The 12687-nt window shown below is 43.1% G+C and carries 15 protein-coding genes; 13 read left to right on the top strand and 2 right to left on the bottom strand.

All coding sequences use genetic code 11. The annotated features are described in order from the left end of the window. Positions 1 to 323: 323 nt before the first annotated feature. Entirely contained in the window at positions 324 to 1136 is an 813-nt protein-coding gene (locus DMB44_RS07155) for a carbon-nitrogen hydrolase family protein (protein ID WP_110642243.1), read from the top strand. A gap of 554 nt (positions 1137 to 1690) precedes the next feature. On the opposite strand, the gene DMB44_RS07150 is transcribed toward DMB44_RS07155, so the two are convergent. Next, positions 1691 to 2665 carry a hypothetical protein gene (locus DMB44_RS07150; protein ID WP_110642241.1) on the bottom strand — a complete coding sequence of 325 codons (975 nt, stop codon included), beginning with the start codon at positions 2663 to 2665 and terminating at the stop codon, positions 1691 to 1693. Positions 2666 to 2827: 162 nt separating this feature from the next. Here DMB44_RS07150 and DMB44_RS07145 point away from each other — a divergent pair, with 162 nt between their 5' ends. The 12 genes from DMB44_RS07145 to DMB44_RS07090 all read left to right on the top strand — a co-directional run bounded on the left by DMB44_RS07145 (position 2828) and on the right by DMB44_RS07090 (position 11614). After that, positions 2828 to 3115, top strand: coding sequence for a YunC family protein (locus DMB44_RS07145; protein ID WP_110642239.1), 288 nt, complete (start codon positions 2828 to 2830; stop codon positions 3113 to 3115). Positions 3116 to 3321: 206 nt separating this feature from the next. Further along, on the top strand, positions 3322 to 3603 hold the full coding sequence (locus DMB44_RS07140) for a 50S ribosomal protein L44e (RefSeq protein ID WP_110642237.1): 282 nt from the start codon (positions 3322 to 3324) through the stop codon (positions 3601 to 3603). Between the two features lie 2 nt (positions 3604 to 3605). Further along, positions 3606 to 3803, top strand: coding sequence for a 30S ribosomal protein S27e (locus DMB44_RS07135; protein ID WP_110642235.1), 198 nt, complete (start codon positions 3606 to 3608; stop codon positions 3801 to 3803). Then, entirely contained in the window at positions 3800 to 4564 is a 765-nt protein-coding gene (locus tag DMB44_RS07130; RefSeq protein WP_110642233.1) for a translation initiation factor IF-2 subunit alpha, read from the top strand. Before DMB44_RS07135 ends, DMB44_RS07130 begins: the two co-directional genes overlap by 4 nt. Beyond that, entirely contained in the window at positions 4561 to 4743 is a 183-nt protein-coding gene (locus DMB44_RS07125; protein WP_110642231.1) for an RNA-protein complex protein Nop10, read from the top strand. Before DMB44_RS07130 ends, DMB44_RS07125 begins: the two co-directional genes overlap by 4 nt. Then, positions 4721 to 5476 carry a proteasome assembly chaperone family protein gene (locus DMB44_RS07120; RefSeq protein ID WP_110642229.1) on the top strand — a complete coding sequence of 252 codons (756 nt, stop codon included), beginning with the start codon at positions 4721 to 4723 and terminating at the stop codon, positions 5474 to 5476. The genes DMB44_RS07125 and DMB44_RS07120 overlap by 23 nt, the downstream gene beginning before the upstream one ends. After that, complete coding sequence (locus DMB44_RS07115; protein ID WP_110642227.1) at positions 5473 to 6804, top strand: cobyrinate a,c-diamide synthase; 1332 nt, start codon at positions 5473 to 5475, stop codon at positions 6802 to 6804. The genes DMB44_RS07120 and DMB44_RS07115 overlap by 4 nt, the downstream gene beginning before the upstream one ends. A gap of 152 nt (positions 6805 to 6956) precedes the next feature. Next, positions 6957 to 8402 carry a menaquinone biosynthesis decarboxylase gene (locus DMB44_RS07110; RefSeq protein ID WP_110642225.1) on the top strand — a complete coding sequence of 482 codons (1446 nt, stop codon included), beginning with the start codon at positions 6957 to 6959 and terminating at the stop codon, positions 8400 to 8402. Between the two features lie 25 nt (positions 8403 to 8427). After that, positions 8428 to 9288, top strand: a complete 861-nt coding sequence (locus DMB44_RS07105) for a UbiA-like polyprenyltransferase (RefSeq protein ID WP_110642223.1) — start codon at positions 8428 to 8430, stop codon at positions 9286 to 9288. A gap of 75 nt (positions 9289 to 9363) precedes the next feature. After that, positions 9364 to 10122: a transcriptional regulator gene (locus tag DMB44_RS07100; protein ID WP_110642221.1), complete on the top strand. Its 759-nt coding sequence runs from the start codon at positions 9364 to 9366 to the stop codon at positions 10120 to 10122. Between the two features lie 186 nt (positions 10123 to 10308). Then, positions 10309 to 10704: an adenosylmethionine decarboxylase gene (speD, locus tag DMB44_RS07095; RefSeq protein ID WP_110642219.1), complete on the top strand. Its 396-nt coding sequence runs from the start codon at positions 10309 to 10311 to the stop codon at positions 10702 to 10704. Next, positions 10682 to 11614, top strand: coding sequence for a sodium:calcium antiporter (locus DMB44_RS07090; RefSeq protein ID WP_110642217.1), 933 nt, complete (start codon positions 10682 to 10684; stop codon positions 11612 to 11614). Before speD ends, DMB44_RS07090 begins: the two co-directional genes overlap by 23 nt. Before the next feature lie 82 nt (positions 11615 to 11696). Here DMB44_RS07090 and DMB44_RS07085 read toward each other — a convergent pair whose 3' ends face one another. Beyond that, positions 11697 to 12683: a bifunctional pantetheine-phosphate adenylyltransferase/NTP phosphatase gene (locus tag DMB44_RS07085; RefSeq protein WP_110642215.1), complete on the bottom strand. Its 987-nt coding sequence runs from the start codon at positions 12681 to 12683 to the stop codon at positions 11697 to 11699. Between the last annotated feature and the right edge of the window lie 4 nt (positions 12684 to 12687).

The raw sequence follows: 12687 nt of genomic DNA, 5'->3' as shown, positions 1-12687 counted from the left end.
ATCCGTGGATTAGACCTCTGCGGTACCCCGTTTACCGTGAGTGGCAGTTCCTCTTGGCATTCTATGAAGAATGATTACTTGTACCATCCAGATCAAGTAATTGTTGAGGATGCCAATGACTGCAAGAAAGAAATGCATAGCAATGCATAGTATTTCAGTAACGGATATCTCGATCGATGGAGAATGGCAGGATTTGTTGGAACATACATCTTGGAAGATCGCACATTAGTAATGGAATATGTTCCCGTGTTTCGATATCCATCATCTAACCGGAAGTTTCAAGTCCAGTCGATCAATAGATCGAACAATTAGCGGGTGTTGATATGAAAATTGCTATAGTACAAATGGGATCTACTTCCAATAAGGAAGAAAACGTAGAGGCCACTTACAGGCTGCTGGAGAGGGCAAAGGGATCAGAATTGGTCGTATTTCCGGAATATCAGCTTTATGTGCCCACATTCGAAAGTAAAGAGGATATGACTCATGTATCTGAATCTATAGATGGAAGTTTTATAAAAAGCATGATAGAAACCGCACAGAGAGAACATCAGAAGATACTGGTCAATATTCCAGAAAAGAACTATTTCAACCTTAAGCCATTCAATAGCGCGATCTATATAGACGAACTCGGTTTGATATTAAAATACAGGAAATTGCACCTATTTGATGCCTTCAATTTCCGAGAAAGCAATGTGTTTGAGAAGGGGGATATGCCGCCAAGGATATTCAATGGATCTGGCGACCCAATTGGTGTCCAGATATGCTACGACTTAAGATTTCCTGAGCCAGCCAGGATTCTTGCACTAAATGGCGCAAAGATCATAATCTATCAGGCAGGCTGGTTCGCGGGCGAACGAAAGTATGATCAGTGGAAGACTCTTCTGAAGACAAGGGCAATGGAGAATGGCGTCTTTGTGGTTGGTGCAGCACAGACGGGCGAAAGGTTTACTGGTCACTCAATGGTCATATCGCCATACGGCGACATTCTGGCTGAAATGGGAATGGAAGAAGGAGTTGTTACTATGGATATAGATTTCAGCTTGATAGACAAATACCGTGATGAGGTCCCTGTCATCAGGCACCGTCGCACTGACATTTATGATGTACTGGACGTTGACGCCTTCAAAATGATATGATCTAGAAAGCCTGAAGCTCCATATAAGAGTCAGATCATAAATACCATATTCATTCTCATCGTTCAGAATGACATGTTTACGTGTTTTCTTCTATTGTAGCTAATGAAATCAAGATATTGGACATATGCTGTGATATATCTTCATTTTGAGATCTCGAATTTTTATAGGGATTAGGAGTTTGAGGAAAGCAGTAAAACTCCCTCTTCGGACATGAGATACACGGATTTACATCAATGGAAAAATTTATTAATAACCTTGCGAATTTTTTATATATCATTCATGATAACCAAGTGATATGATACTTGAATAAAATCGTTGAGATCCGAATATACGCCTGTGGATATCACGATTTATGGCTTGTCTGGATGTCCGAAAAGGCAGATGTCTCTTCGCTGTAAGGAAGACCGATGCTTTAGCTTAGGAGCAGCTCACTAGGATTCTCAATATGCAGGTTATATCCACATAACCCTGCATCATAGAATTCGGTGCACATCACCACCGATCTTGCTGAGATTCACTCCCTCATCAAATTCATATATTTCAGCTAAAGAACGTCATATGGCAAGTATCTCTTCGATTTTCATATTTACCTTCGGAAAATTCTTCCTAGTATCGTTAAGTATGACCGGTATGAGTCTCAGGAACTCTACTGTGGTGTAGAAATAGAGCATTAGCTTTCCATCCTCGAATTTGGACCATCTTCTTAGGTAATAAACATTTTCAGCGATCATTACGCTACTCATGTGATTCGTCAAAGAATCGCCGAAAAATGCCCTGTATATGTCATAGTTGGAGTATTTCCCTATGTACACTGTTCCCTTTTCACCAGTATACGCCGTATCTATGAGTATATCTGGTATTGTATGCGTATCATCCAGCGCGTAGATATAGTCCTCTGTATTATCTTTGTATGGTATCTTCGATTCTCTTCTCCAGGCTATATTCTTCTTGGTTTCTGCATATATTCCGTGCATAACCTGTGGGTTATCTATTTCCAGTGTGAGTTTATAGACCTGATCAAGCAGTTTTATTGCAGTGAAAGAATAATCAAATCCTCTGTTTGGGCCCATGTATCTTAGATATATATTTTCACCATACCCTGCCGAGTCTATGATGGAATTTACAAGCTTATCCTTGTCCTTGGAGATGAACCTCACTGGCAGCAGCATCTCTCCGCCTTTCATAGACGCCATATCAAATACAATACTATCTATATCAAAGAATGTGGTAAATGGTTCACTAAGCTTGAAACTCTGGGTATCCAGATATATCTTCCATACGCCATTTTTCACGACAGGGTTGAATTTATAGAGCACAGATTCTATCTCTTCTCTATGTCTATCTGGGATCTGTTCATCTTGCAGAAATATGTAAAATGATACGATCTTCTTTTCATTTATAGTCGGCAGCATGAGGTAGAAAAGATCATATTTTTCATTTATAACCGTAAGATCATTCTGAAAACGCCCAGCCAAAACCGCTTGCGAATCGAATATACCGTCAACATCCTGAAGAACCATATCTATCATTTGCATTAATATTGTTGTTGTATAGAAATTTTAGGATGATCAAACTAAAGTGCTTCATTCTTGAGCCGATAGGCTTGATATTACGGGTTTGACCGTATCGCTCGATCCCTTATGTATCTGCGAATTAGAAAGTAATTTATCGAAGCCTCCGATGCACAAATCATGATGCAGATAGATTCTGTTGAGATCGACGGCAGGATATTTCAGTTCTTTAAAAGTGATCTTGGAAACGCTCCCCTTTTATTTCTTAAAGGCAAAAAGGGCTATGCGATGTGTGGCTATCTGAATATTGAAACTGCGAATAAAGTTGGAGATATAGCAGTACGTGTGACAGGTGTGAAGACGCTTGACGATATGCTATCGGCAAAGATAGCAGACGCCTCAATTGAAGCCCAGAAGCTTGGAATAAAGCAGGGAGACCAGCTGAAATCAGTCGTAGACAGATTGTGAACATTCATAACTTTTCTCATTTTTTATTTCTCAAGAAATGAATACTGAACATGATTTCCTCTTTCATTCCATGATAAGCCTATGAGATGATATTTCATGATGTTCGGCCGAAAAATTCCGCATCTGATCAGAAGATTGCCATTTCATTCAAGGGCGAAAAGATAGAAATAATAGATTGAAATACTTGCACATCAAGGTGAATCTATTTGAAGATGCCAAAGAAGATAATGACGTACTGTCCATACTGCAAGAAGCATACCAGCCATTCGGTGGAGAGGGTCAGGAAAAGAAAGGCGAGCGAACTAAAGGCCGGACAGAGGAGATTCAGAAGAGTCACATCTGGTTATGGGGGTTTCCCTAGACCAAAATTCGAAGGGAGGGAGAAGCCGACAAAGAGAGTAGCATTGAGGCTCGTCTGCGATGAATGCCATAAAGCCGTGACACCGCCAGGAATAAGAGCCAAAAAGTTTGAGATTGTGGAGGCGTGAAGATGGCAGAGACAAAGTTTGTGAAGCCCAAGAATGTGAATGGGCACTTCGTCAAAATAAAATGCAAGGATTGCGGGAACGTTCAGGTGGTATTTGCAAGACCATCATCAACGGTAACCTGCAACATATGCGGAGCAACACTCGCTAAACCCACCGGAGGAATACTTGCCACATCAGGCGAGGTAGTAGAGGTATTATGAATATAAAGCCACTTCCAGACAACGGAGACCTCGTTGTGGTCAAAATAACCGAGGTGAAAAACTTCGGTGCTAATGGAGTCCTTGAGGAATACCCAGGCGTTGAAGGGTACATCCATATATCCGAGGTCGCCACTGGTTGGGTCAAACATATAAGGAGTTACCTCCGTGAAGGTCAGAGGGTCGTATGCAAAGTGATCGGAGTTAATCCTGATAGAAAGGTAGTGGATCTTTCACTCAAAAGGGTAAATCAGCACCAGAGCAGAGAGAAGATAGCTGAATGGAAAAACGAACAAAAAGCCGATAAGCTGTTTGAAATCGTGTGCAACAGGTTAAATAAGAGCACAGACGAATGTAAGGAACAGTTCGGTAAAAGACTGGTTGAGCTGTTCGGAACCTTATTTGCTGCGTTTGAAAATGCTGCACAATCAAATGGCGAATGGCTTCCGGATATTGATGGAGACTGGAAGAGTGTTTTTATAGAGATAGCAAAGGAAAATATAACGATACCAGAGGTCTCTGTGTCTGGATATTTCGAAGTTTATTCTCTTGCATCGGATGGCGTTGAAAGGATAAAGGAGGTTCTAACCATACCTGAAGATACAGGTAAGGTTGAACTTGAATACGTAGGAGCGCCGAGATATCGTGTAGTTGTGAAGGACAAGGATTACAAAAAGGCCGAGGAAACGCTGAAAAAAGTGGTGCAGATAGTTAACGATAAGGCTAAGAAACTACAGGTGGAAGTGGAGTTCAATAAACAATGAAATCCCTGATCAGGAAATGCCCAAAATGCAATACTTACACGCTTGAGGAAAAATGCCCTAAATGCGGATCGGAAACATACATGGCGGTTCCGCCGCGTTATTCTCCTGTTGACAGGTTCAAGAAGTACAGAATTGAAGAATTGAAAGGTGAGATGGATGGAGAAAATAGTTGTGATTAAATACAAGGATGTTAAGCTCAAATCGCCAGTGCTGGTTGGTGGACTTCCAGGCATTGGAAACGTTGGAAAAATAGCAGCTGACTATATGGTAGAGAAGCTCAACATGATCAAGATGTACGATATATTTTCTCAGTATCTACCACCTCAAGTTTTCATCAATGACGATAGTGTCATCCATCTCGTCAGGAACTCGATATATTATAAGAAAATGAGGGGCAAGCATGATCTTGTCGTGCTAGCTGGCGACTTTCAGGGTACGACTCAGGAAGCCCAGTACGAGCTTTCCTATCAGGTTCTCCAAATTGCCAAGGAAATAGGCGTATCCATGATATATACCCTGGGGGGATACAGTATAGGAAAGATGGTGGACAAGCCTAGAGTGCTTGGTGCAGTCACGGATAAAGAACTGGTCAAGGACCTTGAAAAGAACGGTGTCGTTTTTCCAAAGGGCGAGCCTGGTGGAGGCATAGTTGGTTCTGCTGGTCTTATACTCGGTCTGGGCATGGAGATGTTCAATTTTGAGGGTGCCTGTCTGATGGGTGAGACTTCCGGCTATTTTGCAGATCCAAAGAGTGCGATGGAGGTACTTAACGTGCTTCAGAAGCAGCTGGGCATAAAGCTTGATATGAGCGATATAGAGAATAGGAGCAGGCAGATTGAGCAGATCACAGGCAAGATGCAGGAGGAGTTTCAGAATAAACAGAATAAGGAAGATCTGGGATACTTCGGATGAATAGGCCTAGATTGATCATAGCCGGTCTCAGTAGCGGATCAGGAAAGACTACGACAACCCTATCCGTGATACTGAAGCTTAGATCTAGGGGATTGAAGGTTAAACCTTTCAAAATAGGTCCGGACTATATAGATCCCCAGTTCCACAGGATCGCGGCAGGTGTCCCCAGTGAGAACCTTGATCTCTGGATGATGAATGATGATCAGATAGTATATCTTCTGAATGAGGCATCTAAAGGATTTGACGTCTCTATCATCGAAGGGGTTATGGGCATCTTCGATGGTTTTGGGTCTGATTTTTCTGGCAGCACGTATGATCTGGCCATCAGGACAAGAACGCCGATACTGCTGGTAATAGACGGATACGGCATCGCCGGAACTGGAGCAGCAATGGTGGCAGGAGTGAAGGACTACGCAGGCGATCTGCTGCGTGGCGTCATCATAACAAAGGTGTCTGGTGAATCCCACTTCAACCTGATAAGAAAGGCCATAGAGGATAAGACAGGTGTGCCAGTCATTGGGTATCTAGTACGTGATGAGAGGGCGATTCTGGAGAGCCGGCACCTGGGCCTGGTTCAGGCCAGTGAGATCGTAAAAATTAATGAAGTTCTTGAGGCCATAGAAAACAGTTCTAATATCGATACAGAAAGACTCATGGAGATAGCGATGTCTGCTGGAGAAATAAGTTCCTCATACAGGCCGGAAGTAAACAGCTACGGGCCAGCGAAGATTTCAGTGGCCATGGATAGCGCCTTTGATTTCTATTATGAAGAGAACTTCAGGATATTTAGGAAGATGGGAGCTTCCTTGCATTATTTTTCACCGATCGCAAACGAAGTTCCAGAAGCTGACAGTGACCTGATATATCTGGGTGGTGGCTATCCGGAGGTATTTGCTGGCGATCTTGAAAGAGCTAAGGATACCGCTGATGCAATTCAATCTGCAGTATCCAGCGGTACGCGGATATATGCTGAGTGTGGCGGATACATGTACCTTTGCAGATCGCTTCAGGACACCTCTGGTCATGTATATAGAGGGGCTGGCATAATACCTGCATACGTCTATATGAGCGATAAGCTCGTCATAGGGTACAGAGAGATACTGGCCAAACGAGATACCGGCATACTTAGGGCCGGAGAGAGTGCACGAGGGCATGAATTCCATAAGTCAAGGATAAGGTTTGATGTTTCGTATGATCATCCATTTGTGTTTCGCAGCAGATACAGTAGCTCTGAAGACGGATATTCAGAAGGAAAAATAACAGCAACATACGCACATATCCATTTTCTGTCCAATCCAGTAGTTGCAGAAAATCTTCTTTCTTCTTAGGCGCACATACTAATAGCTTGCACCTTTGACGAACTAAACCATATGAGGCTGATCCGTCTGGATTTCAGGAACAGACTGTTGTGAATCATTAAGCCAAATTTGCTATAATCTTGAATTGCTAAATTTCTTAATACAGGTTGGCATGAGCTACTATGCTGTTCGATGATCTGCATGAATACTTGGATTTTCTCGCAAAGAAGAACGATCTCATGATGGTGAATGATCCGGTTGATCCGGATCTTGAGCTCACATACATGCTGAGTGAAGAGGAAAGGACAGGGCGTGGTCGCACATTACAGTTCAACAATGTTAAGGGAAGCGAAGTTCCTGCAGTCGGAAATCTTTTTTCGACCTACGATAAAATGAAAACCATTCTGGGCGACGACCCATATCAGATCGGCCGCAGGATCGTGGAGATCGCTCAGCCGCCAGGTGACAGCGAAAGCTTCATAGGGAAGGGCATAGAGATGATGAGGGAGCTAGGTGGTCTGAGGCCCAAGATAACAAACAGCCTTCCGTCCAATTATGATGAGCTTGACAGGGTGGATCTGTTTCGCTATCCAATATGCAGGACATGGCCTCAAGATGCGGGAAGATTCATAACTTTGCCTCTGGTTATAACCAAGGATCCGGAGACAGGAGTGAGGAACATGGGAATGTACAGGATGCAGGTGTACGATGCTGAGACCACTGGTATGCACTGGCACATACACAAGGGAGGCTCAGAGAATTTCCAGAAGGAGGCTGAGAAGCACGAGATAATGGATGTTGCGGTGGTGATAGGATCGGATCCACTGACGGTGTTCTCGGCTGTAGCCCCCCTTCCAAACGGCATTGATGAATTCATGTTCCGGGGTCTTGTGTCAAAGAAACGTTTCGATCTTGTCAAGGGGAAGACCGTCAATGTTGAATACCCAAGAAACTTCGAAATCGTGCTCGAAGGTTATATAGATCCGGCGGAAACCAGAATAGAGGGGCCATTCGGGGATCACACCGGTTATTATTCCCTTGAGGAACAGTTTCCGGTGTTCCATATAAAGAAGATCATAGAACGCAGGGACAGGATATACCCAACCACCATAGTTGGAAAGCTATGGCATGAAGATGTGATCATGGGTAAGACCATAGAGAGGATGTTTCTGCCGCTGATACAGATGGTTATGCCAGAGGTTGTAGATATTAATACCATGGAGGAGGCCGTATTCCACAACATGGTTATAGTTTCCATAAAGAAGCGGTATCCAGGCCACGCAAAGAAGGTCATGTTCGGTCTATGGGGCATGGGCCAGATGATGTTTTCAAAGATAATAGTGGTGGTTGATGACGACATAAATGTGCATAACAGGAAGGAGGTGATCTGGGCAATGACTACCAGAATCGATCCGGATCGGGACGTGATCATCATACCCGGAACAGTCACGGACAGTCTGGATCATGCCTCACCGATATTCAATTACGGTTCCAAGATGGGCATAGATGCAACGAAGAAGAGAGCGGATGAAGGATACCAGCGCCGCTGGCCAGATGTGCTCGAGATGCCTAAGGAGATAGAAAACAAAGTACGCGAGATCATGAGGAAGAACGGTCTCTCGCAGTGATCTTCAAAATGCGGCAGGCGCATCGATGAACTTCAAGGATATTGTTGAATTCATAAAACTGGAGCATACTGTGTTCGATCTTCCATTCATATTCACAGGTTATGTCCTTGCTGCCGGGAGATACGTATACCCATTGAAGATACTGCTTATACTCATAGCGGCCGTATCTGCTAGGGCATCCGCAATGTCCATAAATAGGATAGAGGGCCTTCGCTATGATCTGATAAATCCACGGAAGAAGGACTGGGCGCTTGTCTCAGGAAGGATGTCAAAATCTGAGGCAATAGCACTCACCGTATTATTCGTAGCCATATTCGAGCTAACAACATTTCTGCTCAACAGGCTTGTGCTTATACTCTCACCTGTCGTCATCTTTCTCTTTCTAACGGATCCATTGCTTAAAAGATACACAGCGTGGAGGCACATATACATGGGATCCACGATAGGCGTCGGCATTCTGGCTGGCTATCTGGCAGTACTTCCAATCTTCCCAAGAGACCCTACAATATATCTCATATTCATAGGATCATCATTCTGGATAGCCGGTTTTGACGTGATATACGTCATACCCGATATGGAATATGACAGGATCAATGGCCTAAAGACGCTGATGGTAAAATATGGATTGAAGCGAGGCCTGCAAATATCAGTTGCATTTCACATAGTTACGCTGATCTCGTTCTGGGTGGTTCTGTTCTATATAAGAACATACTGGTATCTGGTGGCGATGATCCTGATAAGCTTCCTTGTCATATACCAGCACATCATACTGGACCCGTCGAGGCCAGAAACGGTAAGGAAATCATTTTTCAATGCCAATTCATTCATAGGCTTTATCTATCTGCTTTCTCTGATACTTACCATAATATATCCTATAAGGGTATGACATAGTAATCAAAAGGAAACCAATGTATAGAGGATCATGACAAAATTTTTTAGTTTGCTTTATATATTGCATTGAATGCTGCCCAAACCGGATCAGATCAATCAGATAATAGTGCTTTTGAATATATATCATGGAAGACGCAAGCCATCAGAGATAGCCAAGGACATGGATATAACACTCCAGGGCGTCATATATCATATCAAAAATATGCAAAAGGAGGGTTTCATAGATAACGAAAACAGGATAACAAAGAAAGGCTTCGATTTCCTGTACAGGCAGCTTTCTGATATGAGGGAATTCATAACATCCAATATAAAGGATCTGGACAGCGTTATGATCTGGGAGGCAATAGCCGCTGAAGATATAAATTCAGGATCAACAGTCTACCTCAGAATGAAAGGCGGTTATCTATATGCATATCTCTCTGGCGATGGAGCCAGGGGAAGGGCTGTAAATGGTGCGAAGGCTGGAGGACTTCTTGGTATAACCGATCTGTCTGGCATGATAGACGTGAATATAGGCAGGCTGTCGATAGTCGTTATACCGGACGAGCTGAATGATGAGGTGAAGGAAAAATTGAAGGATATCATGGCCAAGGTACCTTCCGATCTTCGTGCTGCCATTGGAGAGGCTGGATACGTTGCCCTTAGGAATGTGGGTGTCGAGCCAGATATTGAATATGCCCCTCTTGCCGCTGCGTTTGAAGCATGCGTGAGGGGTCAAAACGTCATGGTTGTGACCTCCAGGAGGCGACTGCACTATTCCATGGCTGAAATACCGCAGCTCGAAAATCGTTATAATCCCGTTAAAGCCAATATCTTGGAACTCTCATGAATATTTTGAACAGTATTATTATAATTTAACTATAATATTATTTAAATTATGAATAACAGGCAATGGATTTACTAAATTAATAAGTATTCATAAATTTTAAACATATGCACCAACCGGATAAAATATTTAAATACAACATATTAATTCTTCCTTTAACCTAAGAGGTGAAAACCTGTATGGAGGACGATGGAAGTGGGAGTAGGAATTCATATCATTGCAGATTTCTACGGGGTGGATTCAGAACTGATAGCTACTACAGAACGCATGTTTCCTATCATAGAGGGCGCTGTAGAGTACGGTCGGCTTACTAAGATATCATCTGACTATTACCAGTTCCGGCCGAGGGGTGCCAGCGGTATAGTGCTTCTTGCAGAGTCGCATCTTTCTTTTCATACCTGGCCAGAATATGGCTTGGTGACGCTAGATATATATACATGCGGCGATCCCAAGACTGCAGATGATGCTTTTGCTTATCTTGTTGATAAGCTGAGACCAACGTCAATTTCCACGAGAAAGATTATACGTGGTGATATGATAGAGGAGGCGGGAGAGAACCAGATTGAAGAGGCCGCATTCCATTGAACTGTTTTCTTCCCTCACCGTATTATCTATACTGATAATTTTATATAATACTCATTCTATTTTTCTGATCGTATCATTTTTCCTGATCTCGCTCCTAATACTTGTGCTTTCGGGCGATACCTTCTTTGACAACGCCGTGCCGATGTTCAGGGAAATGGGCATTGGAGACATGTATGCAGGTACGATCTTCATTGGCCTAGCGTCTGTTCTGGATGAGATTGCGCTTTCAGTATCATCACTGATCTTTCGTCATCCGGAGATAGGAATAGGCGCTGTGGAAGGTTCCAATTTCATAACAATGATCTTCTTCACTGCCATAGTTGCGCTGATCTATCTCAAGGTAGTGAGATCCTTCATGATCGACATGACGATAATAATAGCTTTAGCAGTGATTTCAATTGGTTTATCGATAGTATATAACTATATTCCATGGTATCTGAGTACATTACTGTTTGTTCCTTTCATAATCTACGTCTCTGTCAAGGCCAAAGGAAACAGGGATCCGGATGAAAAAAACATGCATAGTTATTCAGCTGTACTGTTAATATTAGCTTTTGTACTGATATTCATATCTTCAGATGTTCTGGTGAGAAGCACCATAGAGATAGCCAGATACACCGGAATCAGCGCAATTGCATTGAGTGTCTATGGTATAGGACTTATATCATCCCTTCCAGAGATCATAATGATCCTTGTTTCGCTGATGGGCGGCAGGAAGACCGTCAGCATGGGCATATTCACAGGCAGTACGGTGTATAAGATGAGCCTGATACCCGGTTTCATAGCTTTGGCTGAGCCAACAGGCTTCAGAGAGGTATTTTACCTCCTTCTGGCGATGCTGATCATGTCTTCATTTGTCCTCACGGTGGGCATGATCACGGGTAGAAAGTACAGAAAAAATGGATCCTGATCAAGCCCAGATAGGCTGACAGAATGTATCGATAAAATTGAGAACTGTATTCGACGGAACGATGATGAGTTGATCAACTGGATCAGGGTGGCGTGTACGTGGAATCGTAGAAGTCAGGATCAAGCCGAGGTATGAAGGCGTTCCTTATGGCCTCGTCCATGAGCGTTATCCTCTTCAATCTATCACCGGATAGCTTTCCAATTATACCCTCTGCCTGATCGATTTCCTCCAGATTGAAATATTTTGAATAAGCCTCAGAGAACGTCATATCTCGTTTCATCCTGTCTACGATGTGATCCGGAATCTCAAATCCGCTGCTCATGCCCCTAGTAACGTTTCCAAAGCGATCTATAACGACGCAGTAATGCACGTCAAAGTATTTCTTTGAGAATTTTTCATATATTATCCCAGACTCAATGCCTATCGAATAGTCGTTATCCTTAAGGGAGGCCATGGCGCGCTGGGTTGCAAGTTCCATCGTATCCTCGCCAAATGGTTGCTGTGTTTTGAGCGAATAATCCTCGTTCTTCACTATGCTGTAATTCTTCACAATCCTTCTGACAAATTTTTCTACAGCGTATATCTTCGCTTCATTTCTGGTTGATATCCCTATTTTTAGAGGTATTTTTCTTTTGCCATTTGCGTCTATTTCACCATTGATTATCCTTGTTGAGCTTATCGGGAATAGATCCTGGGCCAGAACATATGGCACCCTGATTATCTTCAGTGGAGGCAGGCCGTTGCTGATCCGAATCTCGTTTATTTTCAATGATCGGGGATATGTTTCAGGTGATACAACTATTATCTCATAATCCTTCTCATAGGGGGCATTTCCATTTCTGTCGTCGATCTGTCTTATTCTGAATCTGTTGGTACGCTTGATCATATAATTGTAGAGGGTTCTGTACCTGATGCTATACGGAACAGCTGGATATATCTTGTTTTTCTTCACATATTCATCGCTTGTGAGGCCTATCACAACTTCATTTCCAGTGTCTATTGCAGTGTTCAACAGTGCCTTGTGTCCCTTGTGGAGCTTTGAGAAGGTCCCCCCAACAACGGTTATCATCCTG

The sequence above is a fragment of the Thermoplasma sp. Kam2015 genome (assembly GCF_003205235.1).
Taxonomy (GTDB): domain Archaea; phylum Thermoplasmatota; class Thermoplasmata; order Thermoplasmatales; family Thermoplasmataceae; genus Thermoplasma.
This window is presented reverse-complemented; position numbering and strand designations above follow the sequence as displayed.

What these genes read in the sequence shown, in the direction of transcription:
- DMB44_RS07155 (WP_110642243.1), top strand. Translation starts at nt 324, where the DNA reads ATGAAAATTGCTATAGTACAAATGGGATCTACTTCCAATAAGGAAGAA.
- DMB44_RS07150 (WP_110642241.1), bottom strand. Translation starts at nt 2,665, where the DNA reads ATGATAGATATGGTTCTTCAGGATGTTGACGGTATATTCGATTCGCAA.
- DMB44_RS07145 (WP_110642239.1), top strand. Translation starts at nt 2,828, where the DNA reads ATGATGCAGATAGATTCTGTTGAGATCGACGGCAGGATATTTCAGTTC.
- DMB44_RS07135 (WP_110642235.1), top strand. Translation starts at nt 3,606, where the DNA reads ATGGCAGAGACAAAGTTTGTGAAGCCCAAGAATGTGAATGGGCACTTC.
- DMB44_RS07130 (WP_110642233.1), top strand. Translation starts at nt 3,800, where the DNA reads ATGAATATAAAGCCACTTCCAGACAACGGAGACCTCGTTGTGGTCAAA.
- DMB44_RS07125 (WP_110642231.1), top strand. Translation starts at nt 4,561, where the DNA reads ATGAAATCCCTGATCAGGAAATGCCCAAAATGCAATACTTACACGCTT.
- DMB44_RS07120 (WP_110642229.1), top strand. Translation starts at nt 4,721, where the DNA reads ATGGAGAAAATAGTTGTGATTAAATACAAGGATGTTAAGCTCAAATCG.
- DMB44_RS07115 (WP_110642227.1), top strand. Translation starts at nt 5,473, where the DNA reads ATGAATAGGCCTAGATTGATCATAGCCGGTCTCAGTAGCGGATCAGGA.
- DMB44_RS07110 (WP_110642225.1), top strand. Translation starts at nt 6,957, where the DNA reads ATGCTGTTCGATGATCTGCATGAATACTTGGATTTTCTCGCAAAGAAG.
- DMB44_RS07105 (WP_110642223.1), top strand. Translation starts at nt 8,428, where the DNA reads ATGAACTTCAAGGATATTGTTGAATTCATAAAACTGGAGCATACTGTG.
- DMB44_RS07100 (WP_110642221.1), top strand. Translation starts at nt 9,364, where the DNA reads ATGCTGCCCAAACCGGATCAGATCAATCAGATAATAGTGCTTTTGAAT.
- speD (WP_110642219.1), top strand. Translation starts at nt 10,309, where the DNA reads ATGGAAGTGGGAGTAGGAATTCATATCATTGCAGATTTCTACGGGGTG.
- DMB44_RS07085 (WP_110642215.1), bottom strand. Translation starts at nt 12,683, where the DNA reads ATGATAACCGTTGTTGGGGGGACCTTCTCAAAGCTCCACAAGGGACAC.